At 62.9% G+C, this 16,912-nt stretch carries 17 protein-coding genes; 7 read left to right on the top strand and 10 right to left on the bottom strand.

Going from position 1 to position 16,912, the window contains the following annotated elements; genetic code table 11:
- Positions 1 to 25: 25 nt before the first annotated feature.
- The 3 genes from hutG to hutI are packed head-to-tail and all read right to left on the bottom strand — an operon-like array spanning position 26 to position 3,614.
- Positions 26 to 844: an N-formylglutamate deformylase gene (hutG, locus tag X739_RS142685; RefSeq protein ID WP_023773341.1), complete on the bottom strand. Its 819-nt coding sequence runs from the start codon at positions 842 to 844 to the stop codon at positions 26 to 28.
- Positions 844 to 2,385 carry a histidine ammonia-lyase gene (gene hutH / locus X739_RS142690; RefSeq protein ID WP_023795577.1) on the bottom strand — a complete coding sequence of 514 codons (1,542 nt, stop codon included), beginning with the start codon at positions 2,383 to 2,385 and terminating at the stop codon, positions 844 to 846. The genes hutG and hutH overlap by 1 nt, the downstream gene beginning before the upstream one ends.
- Positions 2,382 to 3,614 (bottom strand): imidazolonepropionase, encoded by a 1,233-nt coding sequence (hutI, locus tag X739_RS142695; RefSeq protein ID WP_023795576.1) that lies wholly within the window; start codon positions 3,612 to 3,614, stop codon positions 2,382 to 2,384. The genes hutH and hutI overlap by 4 nt, the downstream gene beginning before the upstream one ends.
- A 98-nt stretch (positions 3,615 to 3,712) precedes the next feature.
- Between hutI and X739_RS142700 the strand changes: the two genes are divergently transcribed.
- Together X739_RS142700 and hutC are read left to right on the top strand one after the other, a co-directional pair.
- Positions 3,713 to 5,068, top strand: a complete 1,356-nt coding sequence (locus tag X739_RS142700) for a formimidoylglutamate deiminase (RefSeq protein WP_023795575.1) — start codon at positions 3,713 to 3,715, stop codon at positions 5,066 to 5,068.
- 11 nt (positions 5,069 to 5,079) lie between these two features.
- Positions 5,080 to 5,820: a histidine utilization repressor gene (gene hutC, locus X739_RS142705; RefSeq protein ID WP_198026160.1), complete on the top strand. Its 741-nt coding sequence runs from the start codon at positions 5,080 to 5,082 to the stop codon at positions 5,818 to 5,820.
- A gap of 41 nt (positions 5,821 to 5,861) precedes the next feature.
- Here the strand turns inward: hutC and X739_RS142710 are convergent, their stop codons facing one another.
- Entirely contained in the window at positions 5,862 to 6,206 is a 345-nt protein-coding gene (locus X739_RS142710) for a RidA family protein (RefSeq protein ID WP_023795573.1), read from the bottom strand.
- Between the two features lie 219 nt (positions 6,207 to 6,425).
- On the opposite strand from X739_RS142710, the gene aztA reads away from it, so the two are divergent.
- From aztA to X739_RS142725, 3 genes are all read left to right on the top strand, one after another.
- Positions 6,426 to 7,229 carry a zinc ABC transporter ATP-binding protein AztA gene (aztA, locus tag X739_RS142715; protein ID WP_023783011.1) on the top strand — a complete coding sequence of 268 codons (804 nt, stop codon included), beginning with the start codon at positions 6,426 to 6,428 and terminating at the stop codon, positions 7,227 to 7,229.
- Between the two features lie 862 nt (positions 7,230 to 8,091).
- On the top strand, positions 8,092 to 9,024 hold the full coding sequence (gene aztC / locus X739_RS142720) for a zinc ABC transporter substrate-binding protein AztC (protein WP_023795572.1): 933 nt from the start codon (positions 8,092 to 8,094) through the stop codon (positions 9,022 to 9,024).
- Between the two features lie 149 nt (positions 9,025 to 9,173).
- A complete protein-coding gene (locus X739_RS142725) occupies positions 9,174 to 9,512 on the top strand; it encodes a TIGR01244 family sulfur transferase (RefSeq protein ID WP_023783008.1) in 339 nt (112 codons plus the stop codon).
- On the opposite strand, the gene X739_RS142730 is transcribed toward X739_RS142725, so the two are convergent.
- A complete protein-coding gene (locus X739_RS142730) occupies positions 9,509 to 9,976 on the bottom strand; it encodes an Lrp/AsnC family transcriptional regulator (protein ID WP_023773351.1) in 468 nt (155 codons plus the stop codon). The genes X739_RS142725 and X739_RS142730 overlap by 4 nt on opposite strands.
- Before the next feature lie 135 nt (positions 9,977 to 10,111).
- On the opposite strand from X739_RS142730, the gene hppD reads away from it, so the two are divergent.
- Positions 10,112 to 11,224, top strand: coding sequence for a 4-hydroxyphenylpyruvate dioxygenase (gene hppD, locus X739_RS142735; RefSeq protein ID WP_023795571.1), 1,113 nt, complete (start codon positions 10,112 to 10,114; stop codon positions 11,222 to 11,224).
- A 145-nt stretch (positions 11,225 to 11,369) separates the two neighbouring features.
- Here hppD and X739_RS142740 read toward each other — a convergent pair whose 3' ends face one another.
- Genes X739_RS142740 through hmgA form a run of 4 tightly spaced genes read right to left on the bottom strand, consistent with a single transcriptional unit; the run spans position 11,370 to position 15,174 of the window.
- Positions 11,370 to 11,930, bottom strand: a complete 561-nt coding sequence (locus tag X739_RS142740) for a DinB family protein (RefSeq protein ID WP_023783006.1) — start codon at positions 11,928 to 11,930, stop codon at positions 11,370 to 11,372.
- Between the two features lie 21 nt (positions 11,931 to 11,951).
- Positions 11,952 to 12,965 carry a fumarylacetoacetate hydrolase family protein gene (locus X739_RS142745; protein ID WP_023773354.1) on the bottom strand — a complete coding sequence of 338 codons (1,014 nt, stop codon included), beginning with the start codon at positions 12,963 to 12,965 and terminating at the stop codon, positions 11,952 to 11,954.
- Entirely contained in the window at positions 12,962 to 13,849 is an 888-nt protein-coding gene (locus tag X739_RS142750) for an MBL fold metallo-hydrolase (protein WP_023795570.1), read from the bottom strand. Before X739_RS142750 ends, X739_RS142745 begins: the two co-directional genes overlap by 4 nt.
- A gap of 11 nt (positions 13,850 to 13,860) precedes the next feature.
- Positions 13,861 to 15,174: a homogentisate 1,2-dioxygenase gene (hmgA, locus tag X739_RS142755; protein ID WP_023795569.1), complete on the bottom strand. Its 1,314-nt coding sequence runs from the start codon at positions 15,172 to 15,174 to the stop codon at positions 13,861 to 13,863.
- Between the two features lie 87 nt (positions 15,175 to 15,261).
- Between hmgA and X739_RS142760 the strand changes: the two genes are divergently transcribed.
- Positions 15,262 to 15,699, top strand: a complete 438-nt coding sequence (locus tag X739_RS142760; protein WP_023795568.1) for a MarR family transcriptional regulator — start codon at positions 15,262 to 15,264, stop codon at positions 15,697 to 15,699.
- A 156-nt stretch (positions 15,700 to 15,855) separates the two neighbouring features.
- Here X739_RS142760 and tdh read toward each other — a convergent pair whose 3' ends face one another.
- Positions 15,856 to 16,890 carry an L-threonine 3-dehydrogenase gene (gene tdh / locus X739_RS142765; RefSeq protein WP_023773358.1) on the bottom strand — a complete coding sequence of 345 codons (1,035 nt, stop codon included), beginning with the start codon at positions 16,888 to 16,890 and terminating at the stop codon, positions 15,856 to 15,858.
- Between the last annotated feature and the right edge of the window lie 22 nt (positions 16,891 to 16,912).

The raw sequence follows: 16,912 nt of genomic DNA, 5'->3' as shown, positions 1-16,912 counted from the left end.
TGTCCCTTTCGGACGAGGCGGCGCGTCAGCGCCCGGCCCAGTCAATGGCGATTTGAAGAATCCGCGTCAGCGTGGCGCGGATCGGTGCGGCGAACGCGGCGTCGTAGGGCACCGGCCAATTGTCCGGCGTGCCCTTCCCGTCGGGCTCGCGCATATAGCCACGATTGGAGAGTTCCATCTGCAGCGCGTGCACGCCCTGAAGCGGCTGGCCGAAATGGCGCGTGATCCAGCCGCCCTTGAAGCGTCCGTTGACGACAAAAGTCTCGCCGGTTTCGGCCATGATCTGGTTGACCATCGCCTGCAAGGTCGGATCGGCGCTCTTGCCGTCATTCGTGCCGAGATTGAACACCGGCAGCGTGCCTTCGAACAAGCGTGGCAGCACCGAGCGGATCGAATGGCAGTCGTAGAGGACAATCTTGCCATGCAAGGTGCGCAACCTGTCGATCTCGGCCTGCAAGGCGGCGTGATAGGGCGCAAAGAACTTCTGCCGGCGCTCGTCGATCTCCGACGGCCCCGGCTCTTCGCCGTCTCGGTAGAGCGGGTCGCCGTCGAAGGTTTCGGTCGGGCACAGGCCAGTGGTTGCCTGGCCGGGATAGAGCGAGGCGCCGGATGGATCGCGGTTGACGTCGATGACGGTGCGCGAGATCGCGGTGTGCACGACAGTGGCGCCGAGACCGGCGGCGAAATCATAGAGATTGTCGATCCACCAGTCGCAATCACGACGGCCGAGCCAAGGCGAGACCAGCCGGTTTTCGAGGCCGGCGAGGTCGATACCGGTGTGCGGGATCGACACCAGCAGCGGCGCCGTGCCGCGCGTGACCGTGAGCCAGGGGCTGGCCGTCATCACGCCGCTCCGGCGATCGAGGGCAGTGCCACCGCGCTCGCGACTTTCACAGCCGCACCACTGCGCACCATGGCAATCGCCTTTTCCATGTCGGGATGGAAATGCCGGTCGTTATCGAGATGCGGCACCTCGGCGCGCACCAGCTTGCGCACGGCTTCCAGTGCTGCGCTCGACGCCAGCGGCTGATGGAAATCGCAGCCTTGGGCGGCGGCCAGCAATTCGATGCCGATCACCGCGGTTGCATTCTCGACCATGCCGATCAGGCGGCGTGCGCCATGCGCGGCCATCGAGACGTGGTCTTCCTGGTTGGCCGAGGTCGGGATGGAATCGACGCTGGCCGGATAGGCTTTTTGCTTATTTTCCGAGACAAGCGCGGCCGCCGTAACCTGCGGGATCATGAAGCCGGAGTTCAGACCGGGCTTAGGCGTCAGGAAAGCGGGCATGCCTGACAGCGCGGGATCGACCAGCATGGCGATGCGGCGTTCCGACAGCGAGCCGATCTCGCAGACGGCGAGCGCGATCATGTCGGCGGCGAACGCCACCGGCTCGGCGTGGAAATTGCCGCCGGACAGAGCAGTATCGTCTTCTGCGAAGATCAGCGGGTTGTCGGTGACGCCATTGGCCTCGGTTTCAAGCGTATCGGCGGCCTTGCGCAGGACATCGAGTGCGGCGCCCATCACTTGCGGCTGGCAACGCAGGCAATAGGGATCCTGCACGCGCTCATCGCCGACCCGGTGCGACTCGCGGATCGCGCTACCTGCCATCAAATTGCGCAGCGCGTCCGCGGTCTCGATCTGGCCACGGTGCTTTCTCAACAGATGAATGCGCGGGTCGAACGGCGCGTCGGAACCCCTGGCCGCGTCGGTCGAAAGCGCGCCGGCGACAAGCGCCGACTGGTAGAGCACCTCGGCATCGAACAAAGCGGCCAGTGCATAGGCCGTCGAAAACTGCGTGCCGTTGAGCAGCGCCAGACCTTCCTTGGCGCCCAATGTCACGGGCTCCAGCCCATGCGAGACGAACGCGACCTTGGCCGGGAAACGGCCATGCGGAGTAAAGCATTCGCCGACGCCGATCATCACCGCCGTCATGTGCGACAGCGGGGCAAGGTCGCCGGAGGCGCCGACGGACCCTTGCGCCGGCACGACCGGGATGACGTCGTTGACCAGCATCGCTTCAAGCAACTCGATGGTCCGCGAGCGCACGCCGGAGGCGCCCTGCGCGAGGCTCGCAAGTTTCAGCGCCATCATCAGCCGGGCAACGGCAACGGGCATCGGCTCGCCCACGCCCGCGGCATGCGAAAGCACGATGTTGCGCTGCAGCGTCTCGAGATCCTCGGCGGGGATGCGCACGCTGGCCAGCTTGCCGAAACCGGTGTTGATGCCATAGACCGGCTCACCCTTGGCAACGATCCTGGCGACGGCCTCGGCGCTCGCCTTGATTTTCGGACGGCAGGCATCGTCCAGTTTCGGCACGGCGCCACGGTATATGGCGCGCCAGTCGGCCAGCTTCGCATTGCCGGGCTTCAGGGTCAGTTCGGTCATTGTCCTCTCCAGATGCGGGCATGCAGCGGGTTGAAGCCCATGCGGTAGACGAGTTCGGCGGGGCGCTCGATGTCCCAGATCGCCAGATCGGCGGATTTGCCCGATACCAGCGTGCCGGTCTCGCCGAGCAGCCCCAGCGCACGGGCGGCTTCGCGGGTGACGCCGGCAAGACATTCGTCGACCGTCATGCCGAACAGGGTGGCCGCCATGTTCATGGTCAGAAGCAGCGAGGTCAGCGGCGATGTGCCGGGATTGTTGTCGGTGGCAACAGCCATTCTGACGCCATGCTGGCGAAACAGGCCGATCGGCGGCTTCTTGGTCTCGCGGATGAAGTAGTAGGCGCCGGGCAGGATGGTCGCCACGGTCCCCGCCTTGGCCATCGCCACCGCGCCTGCCTCGTCGGTATATTCGAGATGGTCGGCCGACAACGCGCCATAGCGGGCGGCAAGTTCAGCGCCATGCAGATTGGACAGCTGGTCGGCGTGAAGTTTGACGGGCAAGCCAGCCGCCTGGGCGACATCGAAGACGCGCGCCATCTGTTCCGGCGAAAAGGCGATGCCTTCACAGAACCCATCGACGGCATCGGCCAAGCCTTCCTCGACGACGCCTGGAAGGATCGTTTTGGCGACGAGATCGATGAAGGCATCCTTGTCGCCCTTGGCTTCGGGCGGCAGCGCGTGGGCGCCAAGGAAGGTCGTGCGGATGGTCACGGGGCGCTCATTGCCCAGCTGTCGCGCGGCGCGCAGCGATTTCTTCTCGTTTTCGAGGTCGAGGCCATAGCCCGACTTTATTTCCACGGTGGTTACGCCCTCGGCAATCAGCGCGTCGAGGCGCGGCAGCGTCTGGGCAACCAGGTCGCCCTCACTGGCAGCACGCAAGGATTTGACCGACGAGACGATACCGCCGCCGGCCCTGGCGACTTCCTCATAGGTGGCGCCGGCCAGCCGCATCTCGAATTCGTTGGCGCGGTTGCCAGCGTGGATCAGGTGGGTGTGGCAGTCGATCAGGCCGGGCGTAATCCAGCGGCCCTCGCAATCGATGATCTCGCCTTGGGCAAAAGCCGAGGACATCTCGGATTGCGGACCGGCATAAACAATGCGGCCGTCGCGCGCGGCCAGCGCACCATGCTCGACGATCCCCAATCCGGCACGATTTCCAGCCATGGTCGCCAGACGCGCATTGCGCCACAGGCGAACCCTCCCTGCCCGGTTTTTGCTCTCTACGGCCATGATCTTTTCCGTTTCAATCGGTGGCGATTATGTATATACATATTGAAACGCACTGCAAGTGCCATCATCGCATACGAGACCGGAAAGCGGAGAGAAAAGTGACCGATATCTTTGCGGAACAGGCGCTTCTTCCCGACGGCTGGCACGACAATGTGCGGATCACCTTAGCCAATGGGCGCATTACGGCCGTAGAGCCTGAAGCCGCCGCCTTGCCCGGTGATGAACGCCATTCCATTCTGCTGCCAGGCATGCCCAATCTGCACAGCCACGCCTTCCAGCGCGGCATGGCCGGCCTTGCCGAGTTGCGCGGCCCCTCCGCCGACAGTTTCTGGAGCTGGCGCGAGGTGATGTACCGCTTCGCGCTGTCGATGACTCCCGACCAGGTCGAGGCGGTGGCGGCGCAGCTCTATGTCGAAATGCTGGAGGCCGGTTTTTCCCGCGTCGGCGAATTTCATTATCTGCACCATGATCGCGATGGACAACCCTATGCCAACCCAGCCGAGATGGCCGAGCGCATCGCTGCCGCGGCTGGCGAAACAGGGATCGGCCTGACGCTGCTGCCGGTGTTCTACGCCCACTCCTCTTTCGGCGGCGCGGCTCCAAATGACGGCCAGCGCCGATTCATCAACGATGTGAATCGGTTCGCCCGGCTCGTGGAGAAAAGCCGTGAATCAGTTCGCGCGCTGAATCAAGCTGTCGTCGGGGTCGCGCCGCACAGTCTGCGCGCCGCGACGCCCGAAGAACTGATCGAAGTCGCCGCCATGGCGCCAAACGGACCGATCCACATCCACGTCGCCGAACAGGTCAGGGAAGTCGAGGACTGCCTTGCCTGGTCAGGCGCGCGTCCGGTCGAATTTCTGCTTGGGGCTGCCGCTGTCGACCAGCGCTGGTGCCTGATTCACGCCACCCATATGACGGATGCCGAGACCATCGGCATGGCGAAGACCGGCGCCATTGCCGGCCTTTGCCCGATCACGGAGGCCAATCTGGGCGACGGCACCTTTGCCGCGCCATTGTTCAGGGAGCATGGCGGCCGCTTCGGCGTCGGCTCCGATTCCAATGTGCTGATCGGCCTGCCCGACGAATTGCGCCAGCTGGAATATTCGCAGCGCCTCGCGCACCGCGCCCGCAATGTGCTTTCGGTAGCCGGCGGCTCAACGGGCCGCGCCCTGTTCGACGCAGCCCTAGACGGCGGCGGCGTCGCCCTTGGTGCCGGCGCCTCGCAAATCACAACTGGGGCATCCGCCGATCTCGTCTCGCTGGACGGCAAAAACCCTTCGCTGGCCGGCAAGACAGGCGACGCGATCCTCGATGCCTGGATCTTTGCCAATGGCAGCAAGGTCGATTGCGTCTGGGTGCATGGCAAAAAACAGGTCAGCGCTGGCAGACACGCCAGGCGCGAGGCGATCGCCGAACGGTTTCGCAGCGTGATGACTGCGCTTTCCGAGGGTTAACCCAGATGAGCATGGCTGAACCGACGGAGATGGACGACAACGAGACGGTCTCGCTGCATCAGCGCATCCTGTCCGGCATCCGGAAAAAAATTCTGTCCGGCACCTGGGCGCCCGGCCACCGTATCCCGTTCGAACATGAGCTGACCGCCGAATACAAATGCTCACGCATGACGGTGAACAAGGCTCTGTCTCAGTTGGCCAAGGCAGGTTTGATTGAACGCCGCCGCCGGTCTGGCAGCTTTGTCCGTCAGCCGCAATCGCAAGCGGCGGTGCTGGAGCTTCACGACATCAGGATCGAGGTCGAGGCGCTCGGCCTGCCCTACCGCTACGAACGGCTGGAACGCCTGAGGCGGCGCAGCAACGTGGAGGACAGGGCTTTGCTCGGACTGTCCGCCGCAGGGTCGGTACTGGCGGTCGAAGGCCTTCATTTTGCCGGCGAACGGCCATTCGCACTCGAGCAACGTCTGATCAATCTTTCGGCGGTTGCGGAAGCCGGCGACGAAGAGTTTCTGGAAATCGCGGCGGGTCCATGGCTGATCGGCCGCGTGCCGTGGAGCGAGGCCGAACATCGGATACGCGCCATGGCCGCCGATGAGACTATCGGTGACGAGCTCGATATCGATCCTGGCGCGCCCTGCCTGGTCGTGGAGCGTCGCACTTGGAGCGCGGAGCACCCGGTTACCCACGTGCGCTTCATCTATCCGGCGGAAAGCCACACGCTGGTGGCAAGGTTCACGCCGTCGCAAGGGTAAGCCGATCTCCCGATTGGGGAAGATCGGCACCTGCAGCGGCTTTACAGCGCAGCCGTAATAATAATCTCGACCAGATATTCGGGACCGGCGAGCTTTGCCTCGCCGGTGGCGCGAGCGGGGGTGTGGCCCTGCGGCACCCACTTGTCCCATTCGGAATTCATCTCGGCGAAGGTGCCCATGTCGGCCAGCCAGATGATCGCCTGGACGATCTTGGTCTTGTCGGTGCCGGCCTTGGCCAACAATTCGTCGATGGTCGCGAGAATGTCGCGGGTCTGCGCGGCGACGTTGCCGCCGGGCTCGCCGACCTGGCCGGCCAGATAGACGGTGTTGCCGTGGATGACGATCGGGCTCATGCGCGGGCCAACATCGATGCGACGAATGCTCATTGCGAGGTTCCTTCGTTTGAGGGTTGCGCCTGTTTAGAGTCGGCGCGGGCTTCGGGCAAGGCCGCCGGGGCCAAATCTCCTTGGACCAGCACGGAAGAAACTCACGGCAAATTGAGCCGCCGGGTCGCAAATCAACCGGATTGGCTTGTTGACTAATGTAATAACATCACATATCCAACGGCCACTATCGCGGCCAGGCTCGACTTCCAACGGAACGATATGACCCAGACCTGCCTAACCTTCCGTGACCTGACGCTGGGCTACAACAGCCATCCCGCGATCCATCACCTCGATGGCACGATCCGAAAGGGTTCGCTGACGGCCGTGGTCGGAGCCAACGGCTCCGGAAAATCGACGCTGATGAAGGGTATTGTCGGCGTGCTGAAGCCAATGGCCGGCGAGGTTATCCGCGCGTCGGGCGTGCGGGCAGCTTATCTGCCGCAGCAGTCGGAACTCGATCGCTCCTTTCCCGCCCGCGTCGTCGATCTGGTCTCGCTTGGCCTGTGGCCGAAGCGCGGCATGCTCGGCCGCTATACCAGGGAAGATCGCGAAGCCGTCAGCCAGGCATTGATGGCCGTCGGCCTCGGCGGCTTCGAGAAGCGGCCGATCGACACGCTGTCGGGCGGCCAGCTGCAGCGCACGCTGTTTGCCCGCGTGCTGTTGCAGGATGCCGACCTGATCCTGCTCGACGAGCCCTTCAACGCGGTCGACGCCAAGACGGTCGGTGACCTCATTGCCCTGATCAATCGCTGGCATGGCGAAGAGCGCACTATCATGGTGGTGGTCCATGATCTGGATCTGGTGCGCCAGAATTTTCCCGAAACACTGCTGCTTGCTCGCCAGCCGGTTGCCTGGGGCGATACCCGGGAGACGCTGAAGCCGGAGAACCTGCTGCGCGCGCGCCGCTTCCACGAAGCCTGGGAAGAGAACGCCCCCTGGTGCGAGCCTGACGAGCACGCTCATGGCCATGATCATGGCCACGATCACGACCATCACCATGGCGCCGGACCGAGGGCCGCCTGATGGACGCGCTCTACGGTCTTTTCATTGCTCCCTTCGCCGATTTCGGGTTCATGCAGCGGGCGCTGTTCGGCTCGCTGATGCTGTCGCTCGGCGCCTGCCCCATCGGCGTCTTCCTGATGCTACGACGCATGAGCCTGTCGGGTGACGCCATGGCGCATGCCATCCTGCCAGGAGCGGCGGCCGGGTTCCTGTTCTATGGCCTTGAGATCCTGCCGATGACCATTGGCGGCCTGATCGCCGGCGTCATCGTCGCGCTCGGCGCTGGCGCTGTCTCGCGCTTCACCATCCAGCGCGAGGACGCCTCGATGGCCGCCTTCTATCTGATTTCGCTCGCCATCGGAGTGCTGATGGTATCGATCCGCGGCTCCAGCGTCGATCTCATGCATGTGCTGTTCGGCACGGTGCAGATCGGAAGAGCACACGTCTGAACTCNTCTGGCGGGCGCTGGTCGCCGAGTGCCTCGACCCACTGTTCCTGCGTTCGGTCAGCCGCATGGGCAGCCCGGTGCATTTCATCTTCCTCGGCCTCGTCGTGCTCAACCTCGTCGGCGGCTTCCAGGCGCTCGGCACTTTGCTATCCGTCGGATTGATGATGCTGCCCGCGGCAGCCGCGCGATTCTGGACCGCACGCGTCGAGCCGATGTGCGTGCTGGCGGTGCTGATCGGCTTTGCCTCCTGCAGTGCCGGATTGCTCTTGTCCTATCACGCGTCGTTGCCATCCGGCCCGGCCATCATCCTGTCGGCCGGTGTCATCTATTTCGCCTCGATCCTGTTTGGCACGCGCGGCATTCTGCGCGGTCGCATCATCCATCACCGTCACAGAACGGCCTGATCCGCCTCACCCTCTGGAAGGAACCCCGCTTATGCTGAAAACGGTCCGCGCCGCCCTGACATTGAGCGTTATAACATTAACCGCCTTTGGCGCATCATCGGCCTTCGCGGCGCCGCTGAAGGTGGTCGCCAGCTTTACGGTCATTGCCGACTTTGCCAAAAACGTCGGCGGCGACCGTGTCGCGATCACCACGATCGTCGGGCCGGATGGCGACGCTCATGTCTATGAGCCAAGCCCTGCCGACGCGGTCGCCATCGCCAAGGCCGACATCGTGCTGGTCAACGGCCTGCATTTCGAAGGTTTCCTGCAGCGGCTGGTCGATGCCAGCGCCACCAAGGCCTCGATCGTCACGCTGACCAAGGGTGTGACGCCGATCGACTTCAAGGCTGAATTCGCCGATGCCGATGGCGCCGGCACCGGCAGCGGCAAGACGGTCACTGACCCGCACGCCTTCCAGTCGATCGCCAATGCCAGGATTTATGTGAAGAACATCGCCGAATCTTTCTGCGCGGCCGACAGCGACGGCTGCGTCAGCTACCAGACCAACGCCGCCGCCTACACCAAGAAGCTTGACGCGCTGGAAGGCGAAGTGAGGGCGGCGATCCAGTCGATCCCCGAGGCAAAGCGCGTCGTCATCACCTCGCATGACGCCTTTGGCTATTTCGAGCACGAGTACGGCCTGATCTTCCTCGCCCCGCAAGGTATCTCGACCGATTCCGAGCCGTCGGCCGCCGATGTCGCCAAGTTGGTCGAGCAGGTCAAGCAGGACAGGGCCGCGGCCATCTTCGTCGAGAACATCACCAACCCTCGCCTGATCGAGCAGATTGCCAGCGAGACCGGCATCAAGGTCGGCGGCACGCTTTACTCGGACGCGCTGTCGCAGCCCGACGGCCCCGGCTCGACCTATATCGACATGATGCACAACAACATCCGCCAGATCAAAGGCGCCATTCTCGGCAGCTGAGTTTGATCCGCGGCCAGCCGGGCCGTATCGGCCCGGCTGGATTTTCTGGCGCGCGATGTCTATTTGGCAGAGAATTCCTTCGATGCGGATTGCCGCCCCCCTCCCGGAGTGGCAAGACTGCCGTCAAAGAGATCGCGAGGATACGAGCCATGGAATACCGCCAGATCAGCGAAGACTATTCGGTCTCGGGCCAGATCCAGCCCGAGGACGTTGCCGCCATCAAGGAAGCCGGCTTCAAGAGCGTGATCTGCAACCGGCCTGATGATGAGCAGCCGGGACAGCCTTCGGCGGACACGCTCAAGGCCGCGGTCGAGGCCGCCGGCCTCGCCTTCCGCTACATTCCGGTGATCAGCGGCCAGATCACGCGAGAGAATGTCGACGACCAGGCCGAGGCACTCGACGAGCTCGACGGCCCGGTGTTCGCCTATTGCCGCTCCGGCGCCCGCTGTACCAATCTGTACGGGCTGATCCAGCAGTCGAAGGATTAAATCGGCAGCGCGCCGGTCTCCTTCAGCGTCTCCAGCACGATCGCCGTCTTCACATGCTGCACGGATTCGTGCGGCAGGAGCACGCCGTTGACGAATTCCGACAGCGATTTGAGGTCTGGGGTTACGACCTTCAGGATGTAGTCCATCTCGCCGGTCAGCGCATGGGCCTCCTGCACCTCGGGCAGCCGCGCCACCAATTCCCCGAAGCGGCGCGCATTGTCGCGGTTGTGGGTGGCCAGTGTCACCGAGATGACGTTGACCAGCGAGAAACCGAGCTTGTCGCGGTCGAGCACCGCACGATAGCCCCTGATGTAGCCGTCCTCCTCCAACCGCTGGCGGCGGCGCGAGCATTGCGAGGCAGAGAGGTTCACCCGCTCGGAGAGATCGTTGTTAGTGAGCCGCGCGTCGCCTTGCAAAAGCGCCATTATCTTGCGGTCGAACTGATCAATGCGCGTCTGATCCATGGTTTTATCTCTCGTCATGCACGGTCCGCGCATGAGATCACCATTTCAAGCGTTTGAATGCAAGCACCGTGCGTGGGCTCCGCGCTATTATGATTTAGACGGCCTTTTCAGGCCGAGCAGCATCCGGAGGATATCATGGGTCCTTTCCCGCACGACGCACCGCCCGCCACGATCAGCAAGGACAACCCCACCGGCACCGACGGTTTCGAGTTCGTCGAATTCGCGCATCCGGAGCCGCGGAAGCTGGCCGAACTGTTCACCCGCATGGGTTATGTCGCGGTAGCAAGGCATCGCACCAAGGACATCACCGTCTGGCGCCAGGGCGACATCAATTATGTCGTCAATGCCGAGCCCAGCTCGCATGCGATGAAATTCGTCGACAAGCACGGCCCCTGTGCTGCTTCGATGGCCTGGCGGGTGGTCGATGCCAAGCATGCTTTCGAGCATGCCGTCTCGAAGGGCGCCACGCCTTACGAAGGCGGCGACAAGGCGCTCGACGTGCCTGCTATCGTCGGCATCGGCGGCTCGCTGCTCTATTTCATCGACAGCTATGGCAAGAAGGGCTCGGCCTATGACGCCGAATTCGAGTGGCTCGGCGAACGCGACCCCAAGCCGCAAGGCGTCGGCTTCTATTTCCTCGACCACCTGACCCACAACGTTTATCGCGGCCAGATGGACAAATGGTGGGATTTCTACCGCAATCTGTTCGGTTTCAAGCAGATCCATTTCTTCGACATCGACGGCAAGATCACGGGCCTGGTCAGCCGGGCGATCACCTCGCCCTGCGGCAAGATCCGCATTCCGCTCAATGAGTCGAAGGACGAGACCAGCCAGATCGCCGAATATCTGAAGAAGTACAATGGCGAAGGCATCCAGCACATCGCGGTGGGAACCGACGAGATCTACGCCGCCACCGACAAGCTCGCGGAGAACGGGCTGAAATTCATGCCCGGCCCCCCCGAGACCTACTACGACATGTCGTATGACCGCGTGAACGGCCATGAAGAGCCGATCGAGCGCATGAAGAAGCACGGCATCCTGATCGACGGCGAAGGTGTGGTCGACGGCGGCATGACCAAGATTCTATTGCAGATCTTTTCGAAGACCGTGATCGGGCCGATCTTCTTCGAGTTCATCCAGCGCAAGGGCGACGAAGGCTTTGGCGAAGGCAATTTCCGCGCGCTGTTCGAATCGATCGAGCAGGACCAGATCAAGCGCGGCGTGATCAAGGTTCAGGCCGCGGAATAGACAGACCTTCGCCAAGATTTCTTGCAGCCAGGCCCCTTATGACCAAAATCTGGTCATAAGGGGCCTGGCAATGAGCATCCGATGGCGAAAGCACACGCGCGTATCAAAGGCCTGACGTTGGTCGCCGCTGATCGTCTTTTTCAGCCTATGATGTTGCGTTGGTCTGATCGTCCAACCGTAGCCGCTCGACTTCCACTCTCCTCAGCTTCAAATCATAGTCGAGCAGGAACTCGTCGAGTTGCGGTGGCGCCACCGAGGTGCCGGACAGCATCGCATGCACCTGGCCGCGATGGTGGATGTCGTGCAGGAAGACGTGCGCCAGGATATCGCCGATCTTTTCCGGGATCATGCCGTCTTCACGCCGGTCGGTGACGACGCGGCGGTCGAGATCGGCCTCTGACAGGCCATCGCAGAAGGCGATCAGCCGCCGATCGGCCGCAAGCTGAGCCAGGTAAAGCTCCGGCGCGGCATCGAAAGGTACGAAGTCATCGTAGGCAGCCGCACCGACGCCGCCGTCTTCGAGAAAATCGAGATAGAGATGATCGACCGCGAGGACATGGTTGAGCGTTGCCTTGATCGACGGGAAAAAGCTGGTGCGCTCGGCCTCGAATTCACCGGGCTTCAGCGCAAGCACGGCGCGATAGAGCCGGTCGTTCGACCAGAGATTGTTCCCCGCCATGCGACGCAGATGATCCAGCAGGTCCATCACTCAAACCTCTCATTTTGCCTACCGCTGGTATTTCTCGACCTTCTGCTCGATGGCGCCGAAGATCGAATGCCCTGATCTGTCCTTCATCTCGATGCGCACGGTGTCGCCGAAGCGCAAGAAAGGTGTCTTGGGCTCGCCTGACACAATGGTCTCTATCATGCGCAGTTCGGCGATGCAGGAATAACCGGCTCCGCCCGCAGAGACCGGCTTGCCCGGGCCGCCGTCGAGTTTGTTGGACACCGTACCCGAGCCGATGATGGCGCCTGATACCAGCGGCCTTGTGCTGGCGGCGTGAGCAATCAGCGCCGGAAAATCGAAGGTCATGTCGACACCGGCATCGGCGCGGCCGAACGGCTTGCCGTTGATGTCGGCAAGCAGCGGCAGATTGACCTTGCCGCCGTCCCAGGCATCGCCCAGCTCATCCGGCGTCACCGCGACCGGAGAGAAGGCGGAGGACGGTTTCGACTGGAAGAAGCCGAATCCCTTAGCGAGTTCCGGCCCGGTCAGCGCGCGCAGCGTGACATCGTTGACCAGCATCACCAGCCGGATCGCGGCGCGCGCCTCGTCGAGGCTGGCGCCCATCGGCACATCGTCGACGATGACGGCGATCTCGGCTTCCATGTCGATGCCGAAGGCCTCATCCGCTAGACGGATCGGATCGCGCGGGGCAACGAAGGAGTCCGAGCCGCCCTGGTAGATCAGCGGGTCGGTCCAGAAGCTTGCCGGCATCTCGACGCCGCGCGCCTTCCGCACCAGTTCGACATGGTTCACATAGGCCGAGCCGTCGGCCCATTGATAGGCGCGCGGCAGCGGTGAATGCGCGTCATGCTCGTGAAAACGGGCCGCCGGCATCGCATTGTTCTCCAGCGATTCCGCTATGGTCGCGAGATGCGGCGAGATCCTGCGCCAGTCGTCGAGTGCGGCCTGCAGCGTGCGCGCCAGGAACGAGGCGTCGGTGTATTGCGTCAGGTCGCGCGAAACGACGACGAGCTTTCCATCGCGTGTTCCGTCCTTCAGCGTGGCAAGCTTCATGCGGTTCCCTCTCCTGATGCGGCCTTGGCGCCGCTTAACTCCACAACAAGGCCGTCGCGAGCGATCGTCAAGTCGCCGGCCCATGTTTTCCTGACCGCGGCGATCCAGTCGAGCTCGCCGATCTCGGCATCGTCGGCTGGAATGAGGTGGTTGAGCACCAATCTTTTGATGCCGGCATCGCGGGCGATACGGCCTGCCTCCTCGGCAAAGCTGTGACTGGAGAGCAGATGTTCCCTGAGCCGCGCGCCATTGCCGGTCCTGGCAACCAGCCGCTCGATGCCTTCTTCCAGCATGGCTTCGTGGACGAGAATGTCAGCCCCTTCGGCGAAATGCGCCAGCGGCGGAAAGAAGGCCGTATCGGCGGAAAACACCACGCTTTTGCCGCCATGCTCGAAGCGCAGGGCAAAACAGTCGGTCACCGGCGGATGGTCGACGCGCAGCGCCGTGACCGTCAGTCCGCGCTGCTCGGCCACATGCCCTTGGCCGAATTCGTCGACAGAGACCAACTCGCGAATATCGGGACGGCCCTCGTCGGCGATGCGGATCTCGATGTCGAATTCCATGGCCTGACAAAAGCGCCGCCAGTAGTGGCCAACCCCAGGCGGCCCGAACACCGTGACCGGCGTCGCTAATCCGGCCGTCCAGGCGGTGTGGATCAGCGGCCCGAGTTCCAGCACATGGTCGGAATGCAGATGCGTGATGAAGATCAGGTCGAGCACCTTCAGGCTGACCCCGGCATCGACCAGACCGCGCGTCACGCCAAGCCCGCAATCGACGACGATGGCTCGCCCACCAATCTCGAGCAGCGACGAACTCGGCCACGGCCCGCCGGGCCGCAGTGCCGGACCGCCTTTCGACCCGAGCAGCACCAGCCGGTCCGGCATTGGTTTGCCGATCAAGACCAGTCGCCCTCGGGCGTGCCATTGAAGCGCTTCTTCAGGTCGGCCCAGCAATCGATGTAGTTGTCCTGCCGGGTTTCGAGTTCGGCGCCGTAGCGGGTCAGCATCTGCGGAAAACGGGTCTCGAACATGAAGGCCATGGTATTGTCGAGCTTGACCGGTTTCAGCTCCGCGCGCGAGGCCTTTTCGAAGCCAGGCGCATCCGGACCATGGGCCAGCATCAGATTGTGCAGGCTGATGCCGCCGGGGACGAAACCCTCCTCCTTGGCGTCGTACTGGCCGTGGATCAGACCCATGAACTCACTCATGATGTTTCGGTGGTACCAGGGCGGCCGGAACGTATCCTCGGCCACCAGCCAGCGCGGCGGGAAGAGGACGAAGTCGATGTTGGCGGTGCCTTCCTCGCCGCTCGGCGCCGTCAGCACGGTGAAGATCGACGGGTCAGGATGATCGAACAGCAGCGCGCCGACCGGCGAAAAGGTCGCCAGATCATATTTATAGGGCGCGTAGTTGCCGTGCCAGGCAACGACGTCGAGCGGCGAATGGCCGATCTCGGTGACATGGAAATTGCCGCACCATTTCACGATCAGCCGGCACGGCGTTTCCTTCTCCTCGAACCAGGCGCAAGGCGTCTTGAAGTCGCGCGGATTGGCCAGGCAATTGGCGCCGATCGGGCCGCGGTCGGGCAGAGTCAGCTTGGCGCCATAGTTTTCGCAGACATAGCCGCGCACTTCGGCGTCGGCCAGTTCGACCTTGAAGACGAGGCCGCGTGGCAGCACGGCGATCTCGCCGGGCCGAAGCTCGATGACGCCCATCTCGGTGACGAAGCGCAAGCTGCCCACCTGGGGCACGACCAGCAACTCGCCGTCGGCATTGAAGAAATGATCGTCGACCATCGACGTATTGGCGACATAGACATGGGCAGCCATGCCGGTCTGGCCAAGTACGTCGCCGGCCGTGGTGATGCTGCGCATACCCTTGATGAAGTCGGTCGGCTCCTTCGGCATCGGCACCGGATTCCAGCGGTACTGGCCAAGCGCCAGCTCGTGGTCGCCGACATTGGGCGCGGTCTTCCATAGGGGATAACTCGCCGCCTTGAACCTGCCCGTGTGCTTGACGCTCGGCCGGATCCGGTAGAGCCAGGAGCGCTCATTGGTGCCGCGCGGAGCGGTGAAGGGCGAGCCTGAAAGCTGCTCGGCGTAGAGGCCGTAGGCCGGCCGTTGCGGCGAGTTTCGTCCCTGCGGCAGCGAACCGGGCAGGGTCTCGGTTTCGAAGTCGTTGCCGAAACCCGGCATGTAGGAAAAGGCCATTGCTTCCTCCCGGATTGACCAAATTGGTTTCATTTGTAACCATCGAAAATGTAACTATCAACCTTCCGTTTTTCCCGGATGCGGACAATGGACATTCTCAAGCTCGAAAGCTTTCTGCCCTACCGGCTGTATCGTCTTTCAGACGCCGTCAGCCGCGAATTTTCGAAAGTCTATAAGGACCGCCACGGCCTGACCCGGCCCGAATGGCGCACGTTATCGGGGTTGGGACAGCGCGGCACGATGACCGCGACGGAACTTGGCGAGCAGTCGGCCATGCATAAGACCAAGGTCTCGCGCGCCGTGGCCGAGTTAGAACGGCGGCGCTGGCTGGTACGAACACCTGACGAGAACGACCGCCGCGTCGAGCACTTGACGCTTACCAACGCCGGGCTTGCAGCCTATCGCGAGATGGTGCCGCTGGCGCAGAGTTTCGAGCGGGAACTGCTGGCGAAACTTGGCGTGGACGAACGTGCGGCGATTGTGCGTGGGGTGGCGGCGCTTGAGAGGGCATTGGAGGCAAAGTAGCGCCGAAAAAATGGGGATGTGCTGGCGGAACAGCGCCCCCTCTGTCCTGACGCAAAGCTATCCCGTAATTTGATCTCCCCACTTGAGGGGGAGATGTCCGGCAGGACAGAGGGGGCGCCTCGCGCAAACGTTTCACCGGATGGCGCTATACCGCCGTTACCAGTCCATCACCACCTTGCCCGAACTGCCACTGCGCATCGCATCGAACCCAACCTGATAATCGTCGATGCCAATCCGATGCGTGATAAGCCCACTCACATCCAGCGGACCCTGTACCAGCGCGATCATCTTGTACCAGGTCTCGAACATTTCGCGGCCGTAGATGCCCTTGAGATGCAGCATCTTGAAGATGACCTTGTTCCAGTCGATCTCGAAGCCGGTGGGCGCAATGCCCAGAATCGCGATCTTGCCGCCATTGTTCATGGTATCGATCATGTCGCGGAAGGCGGGGGCCGCGCCCGACATTTCGAGGCCGACGTCAAAACCCTCGGTCATGCCGAGCACCGGCATGACATCGCGCAGCTTCTCCTTCGAGGCGTCGACAACATGCTGGACGCCAAGCTTCTTGGCCAGCGCCAGCCGCACCGGGTTGATGTCGGTGATGACCACTTTTCGCGCGCCGACGCATTGCGCCACCAGCGCGCCCATGATGCCGATCGGCCCGGCGCCGGTGACCAGCACATCCTCGCCGACCAGATCGAAGGACAATGCCGTATGGACCGCATTGCCCAAGGGATCGAATATCGCGGCAATCTCGTCCGGCACGTCGTCGGGGATCGGCACCACATTGTGCTGGGGAATGGCCAGGTACTCGCCGAAGGCACCGGGACGGTTGACGCCGACGCCGAGCGTGTTGCGGCACAGATGCCCCCTGCCCGCGCGGCAGTTGCGGCAGTGGCCGCAGACGATGTGTCCCTCGCCCGACACGCGCTGGCCGACCTTGTATTCGGTGACCGCGGCACCAAAGTCGGCGACCGTGCCGACGAATTCGTGGCCGGTAACCATCGGCACGGGAACCGTCTTTTGCGCCCACTGGTCCCAGTTGTAGATGTGGACGTCGGTGCCGCAGATCGCGGTCTTCTTGACCTTGATCAGCACATCGTTCGGGCCAATCTCCGGCACCGGAACCTCTTCCATCCAGATGCCCGGTTCGGCCTTGGCCTTCACCAGCGCCTTCATCATGTTCGACATTCTTTTGTCCCTTGAATCTCTT

It is taken from the genome of Mesorhizobium sp. LNHC209A00 (assembly GCF_000502915.1).
In the GTDB taxonomy this organism is placed as follows: Bacteria; Pseudomonadota; Alphaproteobacteria; order Rhizobiales; family Rhizobiaceae; genus Mesorhizobium.
Note: the sequence above shows the minus strand (reverse complement) of the source record. Positions and strands in the feature narration are given on the sequence as shown.